The 18,325-nt window shown below is 45.8% G+C and carries 18 protein-coding genes and 1 pseudogene; 7 read left to right on the top strand and 12 right to left on the bottom strand.

Going from position 1 to position 18,325, the window contains the following annotated elements:
• Positions 1 to 213: 213 nt before the first annotated feature.
• Genes H6A13_RS07810 through H6A13_RS07790 form a run of 5 tightly spaced genes read right to left on the bottom strand, consistent with a single transcriptional unit; the run spans position 214 to position 4,181 of the window.
• Entirely contained in the window at positions 214 to 402 is a 189-nt protein-coding gene (locus H6A13_RS07810) for a cysteine-rich KTR domain-containing protein (RefSeq protein ID WP_204909050.1), read from the bottom strand.
• Between the two features lie 3 nt (positions 403 to 405).
• Positions 406 to 1,533, bottom strand: coding sequence for an ABC transporter permease (locus H6A13_RS07805; RefSeq protein WP_204909049.1), 1,128 nt, complete (start codon positions 1,531 to 1,533; stop codon positions 406 to 408).
• A complete protein-coding gene (locus tag H6A13_RS07800; protein ID WP_204909048.1) occupies positions 1,533 to 2,573 on the bottom strand; it encodes an ABC transporter permease in 1,041 nt (346 codons plus the stop codon). Before H6A13_RS07800 ends, H6A13_RS07805 begins: the two co-directional genes overlap by 1 nt.
• Before the next feature lie 49 nt (positions 2,574 to 2,622).
• The gene (locus tag H6A13_RS07795; protein WP_204909047.1) at positions 2,623 to 3,567 is read right to left on the bottom strand and encodes an ABC transporter ATP-binding protein; all 945 of its coding nucleotides are present in this window, start codon (positions 3,565 to 3,567) and stop codon (positions 2,623 to 2,625) included.
• A gap of 32 nt (positions 3,568 to 3,599) precedes the next feature.
• A complete protein-coding gene (locus tag H6A13_RS07790) occupies positions 3,600 to 4,181 on the bottom strand; it encodes a TetR/AcrR family transcriptional regulator (protein ID WP_204909046.1) in 582 nt (193 codons plus the stop codon).
• 192 nt (positions 4,182 to 4,373) lie between these two features.
• Between H6A13_RS07790 and H6A13_RS07785 the strand changes: the two genes are divergently transcribed.
• The 4 genes and pseudogenes from H6A13_RS07785 (at position 4,374) to H6A13_RS07770 (ending at position 6,853) form a co-directional block, all read left to right on the top strand.
• The gene (locus H6A13_RS07785; protein ID WP_204909045.1) at positions 4,374 to 4,727 is read left to right on the top strand and encodes a helix-turn-helix transcriptional regulator; all 354 of its coding nucleotides are present in this window, start codon (positions 4,374 to 4,376) and stop codon (positions 4,725 to 4,727) included.
• 427 nt (positions 4,728 to 5,154) lie between these two features.
• Positions 5,155 to 6,021: pseudogene (locus tag H6A13_RS07780) on the top strand (TrpB-like pyridoxal phosphate-dependent enzyme); the annotation flags it as partial.
• 19 nt (positions 6,022 to 6,040) lie between these two features.
• Positions 6,041 to 6,598 carry a cysteine hydrolase family protein gene (locus tag H6A13_RS07775; protein ID WP_204909044.1) on the top strand — a complete coding sequence of 186 codons (558 nt, stop codon included), beginning with the start codon at positions 6,041 to 6,043 and terminating at the stop codon, positions 6,596 to 6,598.
• A gap of 33 nt (positions 6,599 to 6,631) precedes the next feature.
• On the top strand, positions 6,632 to 6,853 hold the full coding sequence (locus H6A13_RS07770; protein WP_204909043.1) for a nucleotidyltransferase domain-containing protein: 222 nt from the start codon (positions 6,632 to 6,634) through the stop codon (positions 6,851 to 6,853).
• A gap of 3 nt (positions 6,854 to 6,856) precedes the next feature.
• Here the strand turns inward: H6A13_RS07770 and H6A13_RS07765 are convergent, their stop codons facing one another.
• On the bottom strand, positions 6,857 to 7,336 hold the full coding sequence (locus H6A13_RS07765) for an S-ribosylhomocysteine lyase (protein WP_204909042.1): 480 nt from the start codon (positions 7,334 to 7,336) through the stop codon (positions 6,857 to 6,859).
• A 119-nt stretch (positions 7,337 to 7,455) separates the two neighbouring features.
• Between H6A13_RS07765 and H6A13_RS07760 the strand changes: the two genes are divergently transcribed.
• Positions 7,456 to 8,097 carry a histidine phosphatase family protein gene (locus H6A13_RS07760; protein WP_204909041.1) on the top strand — a complete coding sequence of 214 codons (642 nt, stop codon included), beginning with the start codon at positions 7,456 to 7,458 and terminating at the stop codon, positions 8,095 to 8,097.
• 21 nt (positions 8,098 to 8,118) lie between these two features.
• Positions 8,119 to 9,123 (top strand): tryptophan--tRNA ligase, encoded by a 1,005-nt coding sequence (gene trpS / locus H6A13_RS07755; RefSeq protein WP_204909040.1) that lies wholly within the window; start codon positions 8,119 to 8,121, stop codon positions 9,121 to 9,123.
• 52 nt (positions 9,124 to 9,175) lie between these two features.
• On the opposite strand, the gene H6A13_RS07750 is transcribed toward trpS, so the two are convergent.
• The 5 genes from H6A13_RS07750 to H6A13_RS07730 form a co-directional block, all read right to left on the bottom strand.
• Positions 9,176 to 11,002 carry an ABC transporter ATP-binding protein gene (locus H6A13_RS07750; RefSeq protein WP_204909039.1) on the bottom strand — a complete coding sequence of 609 codons (1,827 nt, stop codon included), beginning with the start codon at positions 11,000 to 11,002 and terminating at the stop codon, positions 9,176 to 9,178.
• A gap of 3 nt (positions 11,003 to 11,005) precedes the next feature.
• The gene (locus tag H6A13_RS07745) at positions 11,006 to 12,724 is read right to left on the bottom strand and encodes an ABC transporter ATP-binding protein (protein WP_204909038.1); all 1,719 of its coding nucleotides are present in this window, start codon (positions 12,722 to 12,724) and stop codon (positions 11,006 to 11,008) included.
• A gap of 4 nt (positions 12,725 to 12,728) precedes the next feature.
• The gene (locus H6A13_RS07740) at positions 12,729 to 13,193 is read right to left on the bottom strand and encodes a MarR family winged helix-turn-helix transcriptional regulator (RefSeq protein WP_204909037.1); all 465 of its coding nucleotides are present in this window, start codon (positions 13,191 to 13,193) and stop codon (positions 12,729 to 12,731) included.
• Positions 13,194 to 13,271: 78 nt separating this feature from the next.
• Entirely contained in the window at positions 13,272 to 14,270 is a 999-nt protein-coding gene (locus H6A13_RS07735; protein WP_204909036.1) for a M56 family metallopeptidase, read from the bottom strand.
• Positions 14,271 to 14,446: 176 nt separating this feature from the next.
• A complete protein-coding gene (locus H6A13_RS07730) occupies positions 14,447 to 14,833 on the bottom strand; it encodes a BlaI/MecI/CopY family transcriptional regulator (RefSeq protein ID WP_204909035.1) in 387 nt (128 codons plus the stop codon).
• A gap of 265 nt (positions 14,834 to 15,098) precedes the next feature.
• Between H6A13_RS07730 and H6A13_RS07725 the strand changes: the two genes are divergently transcribed.
• Positions 15,099 to 16,430 carry an ABC transporter substrate-binding protein gene (locus tag H6A13_RS07725; protein WP_204909034.1) on the top strand — a complete coding sequence of 444 codons (1,332 nt, stop codon included), beginning with the start codon at positions 15,099 to 15,101 and terminating at the stop codon, positions 16,428 to 16,430.
• An 87-nt stretch (positions 16,431 to 16,517) separates the two neighbouring features.
• On the opposite strand, the gene H6A13_RS07720 is transcribed toward H6A13_RS07725, so the two are convergent.
• Positions 16,518 to 18,152: an ABC-F family ATP-binding cassette domain-containing protein gene (locus H6A13_RS07720; protein ID WP_204909033.1), complete on the bottom strand. Its 1,635-nt coding sequence runs from the start codon at positions 18,150 to 18,152 to the stop codon at positions 16,518 to 16,520.
• Positions 18,153 to 18,325 lie beyond the last annotated feature (173 nt).

The raw sequence follows: 18,325 nt of genomic DNA, 5'->3' as shown, positions 1-18,325 counted from the left end.
GCCGGAATATCCCACATGAGGATCAAGGCTTTTTTTGACAAGTAAATAGTTGTCGAATTATGTTGTAAAAAAAGAAACACGACGATACCTCCCCGATACCGCCGTATCTATAAGGGCAAACAACATCACACTCCGCCTTTTACTTTTCAGAGAAGAAACGGCGGTTGCATTTACAAAAATAAAAGAGCCGATAACCGCATTTCATCTTGCGTGTTATCGGCTCTGCGTCTGTGCGTCCGGCTCTTTGATAACGGATATTTTCAATTCTTGAATGTCGATCAGCGTTTCTTGTTTACATTTTGGGCAGTATAATGGGAAATTTCTTAGTATTGTGTCCTCTCGTATTTGAAGCCTTGTCTTGCTGCCGCAGACTGGACACAATATCCATTGCTTATCCTCCACAAATTATCCCACCATTCGTGCAAGTTTTTTCCTGTAAACATAAAACGCCAAAGCCATAGAAACGAGCATATAGGCAAGCATAATAAGCCAGCCTTCCTTCGTACCTAAAATTCCTCCAACTGACGGATCCATGCTGAATACAACACCTCGAATCTGACTTAATCCGTATGTGTTGGGGATTACTAACGCGATTGACCGTAATATGCCAGTAGAATATTTAATAGAAGCGGTTGCCCCTGAAAGGAACCACAACACCACTGTTGTAGCCATGGTAAAAACGGCTGCGCCGCTGAAGCTATTAGCAAGTAACGCAATAATTTCTGCGAAAAACACATAGGTCATTCCTAATATCAATAGCGGTAAGATCATGCCCGGTAAAAAGGCTGCAAGATTGATCCCCGTTATAAAATATACCAAAACAGCGTTGATACTTGCTGTGATCGTTCCGGCCAAAAGCGCAACAACAACTCTTGCAAATAGAGACGACCATATACTGTTAGGTGACAGCTTGTATTCATACAAGGTATCATCTACTTTTTCCTTGTAAAACAGATACAGCATATTGAACATAGATCCAAGCAAAAAGGCTAATAGAAAAACAGCGATTGCAATGATGTTAAACCAATGTAGCTGCGTTTCCACATTAAGGACTTCTTCCACTTCAATTTGTAAATTAGAATCAGTAGAACGGTAAAAATCCAATATCCCCTCTTTAAGATACAAACGCAAGTTTTTTGCCATATCCGTATTATAGTTGTTAAAAATATAATCAATGTTGGTATTTTTCCCATCTTCTAAATCTGCACTAAAAGTTTCGGGAACAATAATAACGCCATTTATTTTGCCCTGCTGATAGAGTTCCATGGCTGTTTCATAGTCGGTTTCAGTTTCCTCAAAGTACGGCCTATCTCCAAGCGGAGAGATTTGTGTAAATACTGCTGTTTCTAATTCTTCTCCATAAACCCCTGTATCTTCATTTACATAGGCCAATTTTAATGATGTGAAATCCCCGAATGTAAAGGCAAAGACGATCAGAATAATTGTTGGCGCAATAATACCAGCAACAAGCGACTTGGGATCAGCCTTAAAGAGTATCAATAATTTTTTCAATTCTGCTGCAAATACTCTCATTACATAGCCTCCTCTCTGCGCGTCCATCTCGTAAAAATGGAGAAAATCAAAAATAGGGCAACAATAAAGGCTATACCTAAAATAGTGAATCCTCCCGCAAGCTGCGTATTTCCGTTAAAGTAGCACCAACGGACAATATCTATCGCATAAGTGGCAGGATTGATCTTTCCTAAAAAGTTTGCAATATCACCATAGTAAGAAAGTGGACCGAAACCGCCGCCGCCAACCCAAAGAACAAGTGCTGACACAAGGGAAAGCAAAAATGCTGTCAAAGACGATTTAATGAAGATTCCAAGGCACATTCCCAAACAAGCAAAAATGCCATAAACCAAAAGGATAGAAATTATAAAGAAAATAAGATGTATCGGAAAAGCCCTTGAAATCATAAAGAAAATGGCAAGAAACGCAATTCCGGAAACACAACACTTAATGACATTGGCAATAATTTTTCCTATGACGATTGCTTTAGAGGAATATGGTGTGAGTTTTAATAACTGTGTTGTATGATTTCCCCATTCGCTCGTAATGGATAACATACCGAATACTAAACCCGAAAGCATAAGCCCAAATACAAGTACGCTCACACCAAATCCTGTGTCCCAAGGAATGTCCTGCTCGTACATTGTAATCTCGTTTACTGTCACATTACCACTTGGCCTTAAATCTTCCACATAGTTTACGATTGCTCCACTTAAACGATTGCGGAAGTTTTTTGTCATATTCTCATTCACATCGTTTATGTAATGGGTAATTTCTCCAGTTATAAGATCGCCGTTTACAGACGGTTCCTGCTCAATGACAATCAGATTACTTTCCGCATTGGTTGGCGGCACTTTTTCTGCTGCTGTATGCAGTTCAAAATACGCTGTCCCGTCCGGCGCATGGTAATTCTCCATGGATTTCAGAAAATCACTGGAATCTGATCCGGGGTAAGTCTGGACCGGAATCAATATTCCTGATGATAACATCAAAGAAAACGCCAGCAAAAATAGAAGCGGGGAAATAAGCGTAGCCAAATTAAACGAAATATCTTCTTTCACACATTTTAATTCCTTTGATATGATTGAGATAATACGCATAATATCCCCCCTAATCTCTCAAGTTCTTACCTGTGTAGTGCAGAAACACATCATCAAGGCTTGGTTTAAGAAGTGAAACACTTTCAATTTCTATGACATCCTTTAGTTTTCCTAATACAATCGCTAAATCCTGTTCACCTTTTGGCGCATTGATGATGATTTCTCCATTATCATTTTTGAAGTCTCCAATTTTTTCTTTGATAATTTCTTCTGGGAAACACTCACATGGTTTAGGAACAAGATGAATTGTTCCCGTCCCTAATTCGGATTTAAGTTTAGCGGGAGCACCTTCACATATTTTTTTACCACGATCAATAATAATCACTTCATCGCAAAGAGCATCTGCTTCTGCCATGATATTTGTTGCGACAATAATTGTCTTGTTGTTATCTTTCAGATTCCGAATATACTCATAAATCCTGTGGGTACTTTGAACATCTACGCCCAAAGTCGGCTCGTCCAAAAGAAGTATTTGTGGGTCATTCAATAAAGCGCGACCAATTCCCAGCCGCCTGCTCATACCTCCGGAATAATTTTTGACAGGTTCATCTGCGCGTTCCGAAAGATCCACGAGTGCTAATATTTCGTCTATTCTCTTTTCTATGTTCTTTTGCATTTTCGGAAGATATAAAGCGGCATGAAAACGCAAGTTTTCTCTTGCTGAAAGTTCAGGATAAAGAGCTGTGCTTTGTGGGAGCAAGCCAATTTGTCGCCTTGTTTCTTTATAATCTCTAACAGGATCAAGTCCAACAACGCGAATTGTTCCGTTGTCCGGCTTATATAGACCTGTAATAAGATTAAAAAGCGTAGTTTTTCCTGCACCGTTGGGACCGATAAGACCATAGATCTTTCCCGGCTCGGTTTCCATATTGATACAGTCAATTCTTTTTACCTTGCCTAAAGTCTTATCGACATCTTTAAGACATATGGTATATTCCCTATCAATATCTGACATAGATTACACCGATCCTTTCTTCACTTAGATTGTCATTCATCTTTTAAGATTCCGTCCATGAAGATATTTACAATAATGCTTCCGACAGTATCAGCGGAAACATTGTGGTTGAAAAAGAAATTAGGATTATATACACCCCTGATAAGTGCCATAATCAATGTCGATAAGAGTTTAGCGTCCATGTCCTCACGAATTGTTCCACCATTCTGTGCGTCTGTAAGCAAGCGCGCTATCATTTCCTCTTTTGATTTTCTTACATCATCTATCTGCTGCCAAAGTTCAGGTAGACTATGCTCTAAATCATACAAAAAGTCTTTATCCATTTTCAGATAAAGGGAAGAAATAATTTTTATACCCTGCTCGATTTTTCTTTGCAATGGTAATTCGCTTTGTAATAAATTGGACATTTCCAAATCAGAGTTTTCAAGGATCCTTTTAATCACTCGGCTGGTAACTTCGTATTTGCTATCAAAAATCTTGTAAAGCGTTACTTTGCTAATCCCGGCTTCTTTAGCAACCTCATTCAAGTTCAAACTTTTATAGCCATAGCGAAAAAGTTGTCTTTCCGTAATATCCAAAATCGTTTTTTCTAAAGCCTTTTTTTCATAGGCCATACCTTTACACCTCACAAAATGAACTTATTTTACTCTATGAGTTTATTTTATAAAAATTGTGGCAGAATGTCAAGTGGGGATCATAGGTAATTTTTGAATCACATTATATGATTTATTTGCGTGAATAATAGGAACTATGTACGCATATCTCAAAGGAAAGGTGAACTGTAAAATGTAGTAGGGTGAATGAATATGCCGAAAAGACCAACACCACTATATGATTTTACGGCTTTCGGGGCTGCTATCAAGGCCGCAAGGAATGAGCATGGAGAGAGCCGCAAAAAGGTTTGCGACGAGTTATATATTTCTCCGCGCTATCTTGCGAATATTGAAAATGATGGGCGGCAGCCGAGTTTACAAGTGTTCTATGATCTTGTAACCCGTTACCATATATCCGTCGATCAATTCTTTTTTCCAAGCGATACCGAAAAGACAACGCAACGGTTACAACTGGATCAACTGCTGAACGGTATGAGCGATACGGGAATACGGATTATAACCGCAACGGCAAAGGAAATAACGGAAGTCGAAAGAACAGAGGAATAATCCCTCTACATGGCAGATTGCAGCGCATGGCCGCTGCAATCTTTTTTTGCGTCAAAGACAAGGGAACGCGCAACAAATACCGCCTTTCTAATGGGATATGGAGTAGATAGCAAGCACAGCAAATGAGTACCCATTTGCAAAAACCGCTTGTTGGGAGTTTCCCAAACCCTTATCCATACCAAGAAAGGCGGCTGCACTTATGGCAAACCGAAAGAGGAATATCCAAATGAAGTTTTGGATCGGCAGGCTATGAAAGGTGGGCTAAAATCCATAATCTAAAACAAGCCGCAAAAACCTTTAATTTCTTGACGGAAAACAAGATTGAGTATTACAGCGATCTTGAACAGAAAATCGCGGATATTATGACCGCCCATGACGCGGCGGCAAAGGCGGTACGAGAGGTAGAGCAGAACATGGGGCAACTCTCTTCCGCCGCGAGGTGATGCGGACCTACGGAGCAAGCGTGACGCCGTCGCCGTCTATGGAGACGGAAATCGGCAGGAAGATCCTGGCAGAGCATCCGGGTACCACCGGAAGCCTGGGATGTGCAATTTCAGAAGCGGTGGAGACAGCCACGCAGAACGAAGGATATCGGTATGTACTGGGAAGCGTGTTAAATCAGGTGCTGCTGCATCAGTCCATCATTGGCATGGAGACAAAGATTGCGCTTGACCAGTACGGAATCGTGCCGGATATGATCATTGGCTGTGCCGGAGGCGGGTCCAACCTGGGAGGCCTGATCTCCCCGTTTATGGGAGAAAAGCTGAGAGGGGAAAGAGATTATCAGTTTATCACTGTAGAACCAGCCTCTTGTCCGAGTTTGACCAGAGGCGTCTATGCCTATGATTTCTGTGATACGGGCATGGTGTGTCCGCTGGCGAAAATGTATACTCTGGGAAGTGGCTTCATTCCTTCGCCCAACCATGCCGGAGGACTCAGATATCATGGTATGAGTTCCATCCTGTCTCAGCTGTATGCAGATGGTTATATGGAGGCCAGATCCGTCGGCCAGGTGGAAGTCTTCCAGGCGGCGGAAGCATTTGCCAGAGTAGAAGGCATCCTGCCGGCGCCGGAGAGCAGCCACGCCATCAAGGTGGCCATAGACGAGGCGATGAAGTGTAAGGAAACCGGAGAAGAGAAAACCATTGTCTTCGGCTTGACCGGCACCGGATATTTCGATATGATGGCTTATGAGAAGTTCCATAATGGAGAGATGACAGACTATATTCCCACAGATGAAGATCTGAAACAGGGAATTGACGGCATTCCCAGGTTTCCGGGAAATATGGAGTAAAGAATAGGAGAGATGACGGATGAAGATATTGGTGGTCGTGGATATGCAGAATGATTTTATCGATGGGGCTCTTGGAACCAAAGAGGCCGTGAGCATCGTGCCTCGTGTGGTGGAAAAGATCCGGCAGTTTGACGGAAGGGTTCTTTATACCAGAGATACCCACGAAGAAAATTACCTGGAGACTCAGGAGGGAAGAAATCTGCCGGTTCCACACTGCATCCGGGGAACGAAAGGCTGGGAACTGGCCTCGCAGATCGAAGCGATCCGGGTGGAAAAAGCCGGGGAAGCGCCTCTTGATAAGCCGACCTTTGGAAGCTGTGAGCTTGGACAGTTATTAAAGGCACAGGATGATGACCTGAAAAAACAGGGAGAACTGGGGATAGAGTCCATTACGTTGATCGGTTTGTGTACGGATATCTGTGTGATCTCCAACGCCATGATCGTCAAAGCATTTCTTCCGGAAGTGCCGGTGAAAGTAGATGCCGCATGTTGTGCGGGAGTGACGCCGGAAAGCCATAAAAATGCATTGGAAGCTATGAAAGTTTGCCAGATTGAAATTGAGCGTGATATAATATAATTATTAAAAGAAATGGAGGGAGAGCAATGACAATTGGAAGCATATTTGTATGGGAGTGCAGCCAGAGGAGAAGTGAGCTGGGACAGTGATATTGATTTACTGTTGGTACTCGATCCATCACAAAAGAACAGCAGAGAATTAAAACGTGAAATTATATATCTAAAAGGATCTCTTACAGATGAAGAAGTGGATGCTCCGGAAGTAGATTTAAAATTATTATTTGTAGAAAGGCCGCCATTTTCAGGCGGCCTTTGAAATTTATTCAGGATAAACCAGCTGTTCTTTCTTGATATCAGTCAATACCTCGTCCAGATATTTCCGGGCCAGGTATCTTGCCATGGGAAGGTTCATATCCAGGTAGTTGCCACAGTCTTTTGCGGCGGCTCCCGGCACGTCTCCTTCAAAATCCGCGATAAAACTGAACATTTCCTGCATCAGCGGCACGATATCGGCGGAGGTATATTCGCCGGACAGGATCAGATAGAAACCGGTGCGGCAGCCCATGGGGCCAAAATAAATGGTCTTATCTGCATAAGTTTCATGATTGCGCAGAAAAGTAGCGCCCAGGTGCTCGATGGTGTGGACCTCGGCGGTATTCATGACCGGTTCGTCATTGGGGCTTGTCATACGCAGGTCAAAGGTCGTAACAGGGTATGCATTTACATAGTCAACGCGGGACACATACACGCCGGGCACCAGGCGGAGATGGTCTACCGTAAAGCTTTTGATTTTTTTCATTTTTTATGCTCCTTCTCGTAATCAATTCTTTTTCAGTATAACATTTTTTACTGCATTTTACTATGTAAAAGTGGTACAGGGTGTGGTATACTTATTTCGTGTGTATTAGGAGGCAGAAGATGAAGTTATATTTAGTAAGACACGGGATCACCGACTGGAACGCAAGAAAAAAGATCCAGGGGCAGGTGGACATCCCGTTGAATGAGACAGGAAGAGACCTGGCGAGAAAGACGGCGGAAGGTTTAAAGGATGTGCCGTTTGACCTGTGCATGACAAGCCCTCTTTGCCGGGCGAAGGAAACAGCCAGGATCATTCTTGGCAGCCGGAATGTGAATATCCTGGACGAGCCGCGGCTCATGGAGATGGCATTTGGCGATTACGAAGGGAAATGCTGTTCCAGGGAAGGCTGGGAACTGCCGGAGGGATTTCATAAGTTTTTTGACGATCCGGCGGGATATGAGCCGCCAAGAGGCGGAGAGTCCTTTGCGGACGTGAAGAAACGGACCGGAGAATTTCTTGCAGATCTTTATCAGAAGCCGGAGTATCAGGGACTGAATATCCTGATCACCACCCACGGGGCTGCGCTGGCGGGTCTGTTAAATAATATCAAAGAGGAGCCCCTGTCCCGGTACTGGGGCGATGGCGTGCACAGAAATTGTGCAGTAACAGAAGTCGAGGTAAGAGACGGCGTGCCTGAGATCCTTTCGGAAAATGTGATCTATTACGAAAATGTAAAGGATCCCTGGGCGGATGAAAAATAAAAGCAGCAGGAGGAGAGAATCATGATCGGAGATAAGAAAGTATTATTCAGCGGGATGCAGGCCACAGGAAACCTGACCCTTGGAAATTATCTGGGAGCCTTAAAGAACTGGGTGACCTTAAGCGATGAGTACGAGTGCTTTTACAGCGTAGTGGATATGCATTCCATTACCGTAAGACAGGACCCTGCCACCTTAAGAAAACGAGCAAGAGCGCTGCTGACTCTGTACATTGCGGCAGGACTGGATCCGGAGAAAAACTGCATTTACTACCAGTCCCATGTATCCGGCCACGCAGAACTGGCCTGGATCTTAAACTGCTTTACCTACATGGGGGAACTGAACCGGATGACCCAGTTTAAAGATAAGGCGGCAAAACATGCGGACAATATCAACGCCGGACTTTTCACCTATCCGGTGCTGATGGCAGCGGATATCCTGCTGTATCAGGCGGACGTGGTGCCGGTGGGAATCGACCAGATGCAGCATCTGGAGATCACCAGAGACATTGCAGAACGGTTTAACAACATTTATGGCGACGTATTTACGATCCCGGAAGCGTATGTTGGCAAGGTGGGCGCAAAGATCATGAGCCTGCAGGATCCGGAAAGGAAGATGTCCAAGTCCGATGAAAATCCCAATGCCAGCATTTACCTGATGGATGATATGGACACGATTATGCGTAAATGCAAGCGGGCGGTGACAGATTCTGAGGCGCAGATCCTGTACCGGGACGAGCAGCCGGGCGTGAAGAACCTGATCAATATCTACAGCGCCTGCACCGGCAAGACGCCGGACGAGGTAGTCAAGGAATTTGACGGCAAGGGCTACGGCGACTTTAAGATGGCAGTGGGCGAGTCTGTCTGCGCAGTTCTGAAGCCACTGCAGGACGAGGCGGCCCGTCTGGAAAAGGATAAGGCGTATATTGACGGCATCATCAAAGCAAATGCAGAGAAAGCAGGCTATTTTGCCAATAAGACTCTGAGGAAGGTGCAAAAGAAGATCGGATTCCCGGAAAGGATCCGGTAAGAAGAGCATATATAGCAGAAAACGCAGGAGACATTTTGCCTCCTGCGTTTTTTTACGCGAACTGACTGTTATATAATCTGGCGTAGGCTCCGCCTGCATTTAAAAGTTCCCGGTGGTTTCCGGTCTCTATGATGGTTCCGTGCTGCATCACCAGGATAAGATCCGCATCTACGATGGTGGAGAGCCGGTGGGCGATGACAAAGCTGGTGCGTCCCTGCATCAGCGCCTGCATGGCGCTTCCGATCTCCAGTTCCGTACGGGTATCCACAGAAGATGTGGCTTCGTCCAGGATCAGGATCTTCGGATCACAGAGAAAGACTCTGGCGATGGTAAGAAGCTGGCGCTGGCCGATGGAAATGTTGTCTGCGTCATTGCTTAAGACTGTTTCGTAGCCGTGGGGCAGGGTGCGGATAAAAAAGTCGGCTCTTGCAGCTTTGGCGGCTGCTATGATCTCTTCTCTGGAAGCGTCCGGCCTTCCGTAGGCGATATTTTCTGCGATCGTGCCTTCAAAGAGCCAGGCGTCCTGCAGAACCATGCCGAATGCTCCGCGAAGATCCGCCCTTGTCATGGAGCCGGTGTCCTGGCCGTCTAAGAGGATCTGTCCGCCGTCTGTTTCATAAAAGCGCATCAGCAGATTGACCAGGGTGGTCTTGCCTGCGCCTGTGCTCCCTACAATGGCGATCTTCTGACCAGGGCGGGCCTCAAAGGATACGTCCTGCATGAGGATCCGCTCAGGCGTATAGCCAAAGCGGACATGGGAAAAACAGACGGATCCCCGGACCGGGTCTGATGGAAGGGCAGGATCGGCAGGGTCAGAGGAGATCTCTTCTTCATCCAGCAGGGTGTAGACCCTTTCCACAGAGGCCAGGGCCGACTGCATGGAATTGAGCATATAGGAAAGCTCTGTGATGGGTTCCCCGGCCTGGTTGATATACTGGAAAAATGCCTGGAAGACGCCGGGCGTCATGGTTCCCCGAAGCAGCATACCGCCGCCAAGGACGGTGATGACTACCATGCCAAAGCGGTTGATCATGCGGATGCCGGGATTGATCGCGCTGATCAGGAAATCTGCATCCCGAGAGGCTTTTGCCAGGTCATTGGCTGCGTCAGTGACTTTTTTAAGACTCTCTTTTTCCTGCTGAAAGGCCTGTATCACGGCCCGGCCGGTGTAGGATTCTTCCACCAGGCCGTTTAAGGCACCCACCGCTTCCTGTCTGCGGATAGCGGTCTGCAAAGTATAGTGTGACAGCTTCCGGGTTAACAGCAGTGTGATGCCGGTAAAGAATAAAAAGACCAGGGTCAGCGTCACGCTGAACCGGAACATCATGACAATGGAGCCGATGACAGTCCCTACCGCTACAAAGAAGCGGATCATTCCGGTCTGCAGGGCTTCCGACATTTTATCCAGGTCGTTGGTGATGTGGCTCATGACCTGTCCTGGCTGATGGCCGTCGAAAAAGGACAGGGGGAGCCGCTGCAGTTTTTCTCCTACTTCGCTTCGAAGCTGCAGACTTAAGCGCTCCGCAAAACTTGCCATCAGGAAGTTCTGCAGGACATAGAAGAGCGCGCCGGTCCCGTAGAGAAGAAGGAGCAGAAAGATCTGCCTTCCGCCGTATTCCCAGGTGATGTGAAATGACTGGCCCTTGTTCCACATTTCCTGCACCCGGTTCCAGATCAGATCCACCACCCGGGCGCTGTAGAGGGGAGCCGCGATATTAAAGGCGGTGTAGCAGGCCACAGAGAGCAGCACAATGAGCAGACGGACTTTCTGTCTGCCGATGGAACGGAAGAATCGCAGAAGCGTAGATCTGGCATCCCGGATCTTCAGGGCCTCTTCTTCCAAAAAGCCGGTAGTTTCCTGGTTCTGATTCTCTGACATGGCCTAGTTTCCTCCTTTCATCTGAGAATGGGCGATATCCCGGTAAATCGGGCAGGTTTCCATCAGTTCCTCGTGCCGGCCGATCCCTGCGATCTGTCCCTCATTCAGGACCAGGATCTGGTCGGCGTGAAGGATAGTACTGATCCGCTGGGCAATGATGAGAAGTCCTGCTTCTGTGATCTCTTCTTGCAGCGCGTGGCGCAACGCGGCGTCCGTCTGAAAGTCCAGGGCGGAAAAACTGTCGTCAAACACATAGAGATCGGCTGGTTTTACCAGAGACCGGGCGATGGAGAGGCGCTGCCTCTGGCCGCCGGAAAAATTGGTGCCGCCCTGGGATACATGGCTTTTCAGGCCGCCCGGCAGATCCAGTACAAAATCCGCCTGTGCGGTTTTCAGGGCGCGGATCAGATCCTCTCTGGTGGCGTCCGGATTGCCATAGCGGAGATTTTCCTCGATGGTGCCGGAAAAGAGCCAGGCTCTCTGGGGGATATAGGAAATGGCGCTTCGCAGTTCCGACTGGGGAAGACTGCGGATGTCGGTTCCCTTTAAAGTGATCTGTCCTGCAGTCACGTCATGGAACCGGAGCAGCAGTTTGGCGATGGTAGATTTTCCACTTCCAGTACCGCCGATGATAGCCGTGGTTTTCCCCTTCTCACAGGAAAAAGACAGATCTGAGAGGGTATTTTCATCTGCATCGGCAAACCGGAAGGAGACATGGTCGAATCGGAAGATTTCCGGACCTGCGCCGCTACCGGATTGCCCCGTTCCGTCTTTGATCTCCGGCGTATGGTTCAGCACTGCACAGATCCGGCGCATACAGGTCATGGCTCTTGGCACCAGCAGGATCACCATCTGGGCCATCATCACATAGAAAAGGATCCAGATGGCATACTCGGTGACAGCAGTAATGTCGCCCACCTTCATGGAACCGGTTCCAATCTGATTACCGCCAAGATACAGGATGGCAACGATCGTCAGGTTAATGACCACCGTGGCCAGACAGTCCAGGCCTGCGAACAGACGATTGGCCTGGATGGCGGAGATGGCGTAGTCTTCGAAAGATTTCCGCATCCTTTTTATTTCATGGGTTTCTTTGCGGAACGCCCGGATTACCCGCACGCCGGTCAGATTTTCCCGCAAGACCACATTCATCCGGTCCAAAAAACTCTGGAGCAGTTCAAAAATGCGGGCGGCCTTCCGGATAATGAGAAGGGCGGCGGCCAGCACCAGGAAGGTGGCTCCCAGGATGAGAAAGCCCATATCCCGGTGAATGGAAAAGGAAAAGAAAATGCCAAGCGCACACATCACAGGAACGGGCAGCACCAGCTGAAGGACGTTCATAAGGGACTGCTGCAGGACATTGATGTCATTTAAAGTCCGTGTGATTATGGAAGCAGTCCCGAAGGTCTCAAAATCTGTGGTGGAAAAGGACAGAGTCTTATCATAAAGCGCAACACGAAGATCCCGTCCAAAGTCTGCGGAGAGTCTGGCGCACAGCCAGCTTCCAAGAAGGGTCAGGCCGCCGGATAAAAGGGCGATGCCAAGCATCCAGATCCCCTGGACCAGGATGTCAGAAAGGTCAGCCTGACTGACAGCCAGGTTGATCATATTGGCGGTAATTGTGGGCACCAGAAGAGAGCCTCCTACATCCGCGATCATAATAAGAGAGATGAAAAGAAGCCGTTTCCGGTAAGGTTTTAAGAAAGAAAGTATTGTTTTCATGAGATTAAGCCTGCTCTTTCTCCTTTGTCATTTTCTGGATCTCGTCTTCAAAATAGGCGCATTGCTTTTCTCCAAGCTCCACCATCAGAGCCCGTTCTTCTTCTGACAGCCGCAGAAGAGACCGCTCCTCCGCTTCGATGAGGGGCGTCAGGACTTCCCGGCAGTAGGCCTGTCCTTTGGCTGTGAGAGATACGGACTTGCGGTTGCGCCCGCCGGGAAGCTGCTCCAGCTGCACATAGCCCTTTTTCACAAGCCCCTGTATGGTAAAGTTTACCGTCTGCTTGGGATAGCACCACATGATTGCCAGATCATTCTGGGTGATCACGCCGTCCGGCTCCATGAGCGTATAAAGGATGTTGGCGGCCGGGTCGGAGAGACCGCGGGAGACCGCGTAGATATGATACTGCTCATTCAGCCGTTTAGCGGTCTGAAGGAGCCGGAAATTCTGAGTTTTTACACTTTGATCCATGAAAATTCCTCCATAATAAAAATCCAATATGAGACTTTAAAAGGAGTATAAGTCCCATATTGGATTTTGTCAAGAAAATTAATTTTCGCCTTCTACATCTTCCTTATAGATTGGAAGATTTTTAAAATCTTCTGGAATTTCATCGAGTTCAACAAAAAAATTTCCATCAACATAAATTTGATATGAACTACCGTTGTCTAAAATATAGGCATTGTCAGGTTCTATTGTAACGCCCATACTTGTGTCATTTGATTCGATCTCTTTTAAATTGGATTCCGGAACAATAAAGAGAGAAAGAGAAACGGAAATAAACATAGTAAAGTAGAGCAAAAACAACGCATACCTTTTGGGGCGATATTCGGAGTTGGACTGTTTTAAAAGGAAATGAATTCTTGTAGTTAAAACGGACGGAGATTTTGCAGTAAAACTCAAAAGACTGGTAGAATTTTTCTCTTTTGAACTATGAATGAATTTAGCAGTTTTCTTAATCAAAGAAGCATAATCAAGAATATTAAATCCCGGAATATGATTTACAAGATAAAAATCATTCGATAATTCTAAAAATAAGGAGAGTTCCTTTTTCATGAGGTGGACAAAGGGGTTCCACCAATGAATGCAACAAATAATCTCCATGAAAAAGATAATCCATAAATGATGTTTTTGATAATGAGCAAGTTCATGGAAACAGATATATTTAATTTCATCTTCAGAAAGATTCAAAGTATCTGGCAGAATGATAACAGGGGTAAACAACCCGCAAACAGATGGAGATATGCAGAGAGGTATTTTAGCAATTTGTAAAGGTTTATTGTAGTATGCTTGCAGGGAGCTTGTCGTTTCCTCCCAGAATGGAGTATGTTCCACATAGTAATTGGAAAGATACTTTTTTAAATGGATATAGCGAAAAAGAAATCTTGTCAATAATATGACAGCAACAACCAGCCAGATAAAGAACATAATTGTATCGATGCGTATTTGTGCTTCTGCGTTTGGGTATCTGGCAAATTCTAACAACCCTGGCAAAATATGATAGGAATAAATAGTGTAAGTGAAAGGAAAATTGATAGGAATTGCCATGCGAATCAGAATTAACAGGATACTGATAATAGAGATTTTTATTAAGCGTTCATTAAAGAAAGAAGAGTGGTGGATGATAATATGCAAATATATAATCAGAACAAAAGTAATGATTAAACAAGTTAAGAATGGACCGAATGAAATATAATTTATGGACAAACAAAGACATATTCATGCTATTTTTCTCCTGATTTTAATTCTTCTTTCTTTTGTTCAATCAGTTTTTCTAATTCCTCTAACTCACTCAGATTGGTTTCTGTATCGATCAGAGAGGCAATGAGTGAGGAGACTTTTGCTTTCCCTATAATATCCTGGCAGGCTGTTTCGAGGAAATCTTCCCTGGATACCAGTGGTGTATAACTCCTGGTAAGAACTGTACCGCTGTAAACAATATCGGCCACCTTGATAAACTGCTTGTTGACCAGAGCGCGCAGGCAGGCCTGTACAGTATTGATGTTTAATGAGTCGTTTCTTTTCAGGATTTCTGATGCGATCAGAGGTTTATCGCTGCTCCATAAAATTTTCATGATTTCCAGTTGTTTTTTTGTAATACGTTTTTTCATATACTTTCATCAACACCTTATAAATATAATCTGTAATTAAATTATTGCATAAAAGTAAATGAATGTCTATGGAAAGACAGGTATCTTTGCGGTTTTTTATCACACATTAACTAATGATAGATTAAAAAAATAATAATAAAGCAAATAATAAAATTGTAATTACAATATAGCTTGAAATAGGGAAATGTGTATAGTATAATAAAACAAAAGATTTATGCGGCAGCATAAAGCAATTAACGGAAAATGCAAAAAGAGGAGGGACACTATGAAAAGACTATTTGGAGTTTGTGGTCTTGCCATCCTAATGGTATGTCTGGGAGCTGGCTGTTCAAAACAAGAGGAGGAAAGTAAGCCGGAAAACAATCCGGATACGGAAGGGAAAACTCTGACGGTTTATTCTCTGACAGAAGACGGGAATGTTCAGTTTCTGGCCGATGGATTTCATGAGAAATATCCGGATATATCTGTTGAGATAAGATATGGCAGTACCGAAGAAAATGGGAAGACCAGAGAAGAGGCGATAAATCTTCTTTCTGCCGAGCTGGAAGAGGGAAAAGGAGCGGATCTTATCGTACTGGACGGACTGGATGCGGAATCATACAGGGAGAAAGAATTTCTTGTGGATCTGAAGGATGTGGTGGATCAGAAGACACTGGAAGAAAACGTATTTTCCCATATGCTGGAACCTTATAAAGATGAAGAAGGACAGTTTGCAGTCCCCTGCGGATTTTCCCTTTATGGAATAACCGGGGAAACAGAGGCTGTCAACGCCTTTACGGATGTAGATCAGCTTCTTGATTATGCGGAAGAAAAAGGACTTCCATTTGCTGTAAATGATTATAATCTGGCAGAGGCCGCAAATGTCATCTATCTGAAAGATATTCCGGCCTGCTTCAAAGAGGATGGCTCCGTAGATCAGCAAAATCTGGAGAATCTGTTTGTACATCTGGAAAAGCTGTTTGCGCTGTCCGGTAATTCGTTTGAAGAGGATAATACGGAGTATGGATTTGGAGACGACAGAGAGATTTCCTCTATGGATAATGCAGTGGAGTGGATATATTATGATAAGCTTCCTTTTGTGATGTCGCCTTATCTAAATGTGAATGGAATAAAGGCTGCAAATTATCTGGCCTCTGAAGAGGGACTTGCATATGAATATCTGGAAAGAGACGGACAGCTGGTTTACCAGGATCAGATGATCCTGGGCGTAACAGCCGGGTCTGACCAGATGGAAGCGGCCGGAACCTTTATTGATTATGTGCTGACAGAAGGTCTGACAGAAAAAAGGCAGGATCTTCTGATGCTTCCGGCAAATCAGAAGATCCTGGAAGATTTATTGCAGGGTGAACAGGAGATCTTTACGATCAGTTCTTTTGGTTACGGAGAAGAGCCGGAGATGATAGATGTAATGGGGAAAGATCTTACCAAGGAGCAGGCAGAGCAGCTGACAGACAGGATCAAGAATGCTGTGAAAGCAGAGTATACGAATCCGGAGATCCGGGAAGTGATCCTTCAGGCAGCCGGTGAGGAGTGCCTTGGAGAGAAAACAATGGAGCAGGTTCTGGAGGAAACCAGCCAGGAGATTGCACAAAGATAAGAAAAATATAAAATCAAGGCTCTTCCATAGAACGGACAGAAAGTCGTCTGTGGAAGAGCCTTTTTTCAGATAAAGCGGATTCGGAATCTAATCTTCCTCCTCGGTCTGTACCGAGTAGGTCTGGCGTTTTCTTGCCATTTCATCGCTTTCCAGATATTCATCATAGGTGGTGATCTTATCGATCAGCTTGCCGCCCGGCACGATTTCCATGATCCGGTTGGCCGTCGTCTGGACGATCTGATGGTCGCGGGAGGTGAAAAGAATCACACCCGGGAACTTGATCATACCGTTGTTCAGAGCGGTGATGGACTCCATGTCCAGGTGGTTGGTGGGCTCGTCCAGGATCAGCACGTTGGCTCCGGAGATCATCATTTTGGACAGCATGCAGCGCACTTTTTCTCCTCCGGAGAGAACGCTGACTCTCTTGACGCCGTCTTCGCCGGAGAACAGCATCCGGCCCAGGAAGCCGCGGACGTAGGTTACGTCCTTTTCCTCGGAATACTGGGTCAGCCATTCTACGATGGTGTAGTTGTTTTCAAATTCTGCACCGTGGTCCAGGGGGAAATAAGCCTGGGATGTGGTGATGCCCCACTTGTAAGTCCCTTCGTCCGGTTCCAGTTCACCGGTCAGGATCTGGAAGAGGGTGGTCTTGGCCAGCTCATTGCTTCCTACAAAAGCCACCTTGTCATCGTGGTTCAGGGTAAAGGAAATGTTGTCCAGTACCTTGACGCCGTCAATGGTTTTGGAAAGGCCGTCCACGGTCAGCACTTCATTTCCGATCTCTCTGTTTGGCCGGAAATCAATGTAAGGATATTTCCGGCTGGAAGGCTGGATCTCGTCCAGCTGGATTTTCTCCAGCGCGCGTTTTCTGGAAGTGGCCTGTTTGGATTTGGAGGCGTTGGCGCTGAACCTTGAGATAAACTCCTGCAGCTCCTTGATCTTTTCTTCCTTCTTCTTGTTGGCCTCCTTCATCTGGCGGATCAGAAGCTGGCTGGATTCATACCAGAAGTCATAGTTTCCGGCGTAGAGCTTGATCTTGCCATAATCGATGTCTGCGATCTGGGTGCAGACTTTGTTTAAGAAATACCGGTCGTGGGAGACCACGATGACAGTGTTGTCAAAGTTAATGAGGAACTCCTCCAGCCAGGCGATAGCGTCCAGATCCAGGTGATTGGTGGGCTCGTCCAGGAGCAGGATGTCCGGATTGCCAAAAAGAGCCTGTGCCAGAAGAACCTTTACCTTCTCAGGACCATTTAAATTTTTCATCGTTTCATAATGAAGCTCGGTGCCGATGCCAAGGCCATTTAAAAGAGAAGCGGCGTCGGACTCTGCCTCCCAGCCGTTCATGGCGGCGAATTCGCCCTCCAGTTCGCTGGCCCGGATACCGTCTTCGTCCGTAAAATCCTCCTTGGCGTAGATCACTTCTTTTTCTTTCATGATCTCGTAGAGGCGGGCATTTCCCATAATGACGGTGTCAAGGACCGGATACTCATCATATTTAAAATGATCCTGCTGAAGGAAGGAAAGACGTTCTCCCGGTGTGATGACGACCTCGCCCTTGGTGGGCTCCAGCTGGCCGGAGAGAATTTTTAAGAAAGTGGACTTGCCGGCTCCGTTGGCGCCGATCAGGCCGTAGCAGTTCCCTTCCGTAAATTTAATATTTACATCTTCAAACAAAGCTTTCTTGCCGACGCGGAGCGTCACATTGCTGGTACTGATCATAATCTGACTCCTTTATTTTCATAAAAATGTTATTCTTTTGCGTACATCGCCTATCTTAGCAAATATCCCGGAAAATGACAAGGCAAAAAGAAGCTCTTTTGCCGGAAATTGGACGGTTCGCAAAAAGAAGGTTTTACTTCCGGCGGATTCGGTATATAATAGCGGATAGAAAG

This window comes from Mordavella massiliensis (assembly GCF_016902415.1).
GTDB classification, from domain to species: domain Bacteria; phylum Bacillota; class Clostridia; order Lachnospirales; family Lachnospiraceae; genus Merdimonas; species Merdimonas faecigallinarum.
This window is presented reverse-complemented; position numbering and strand designations above follow the sequence as displayed.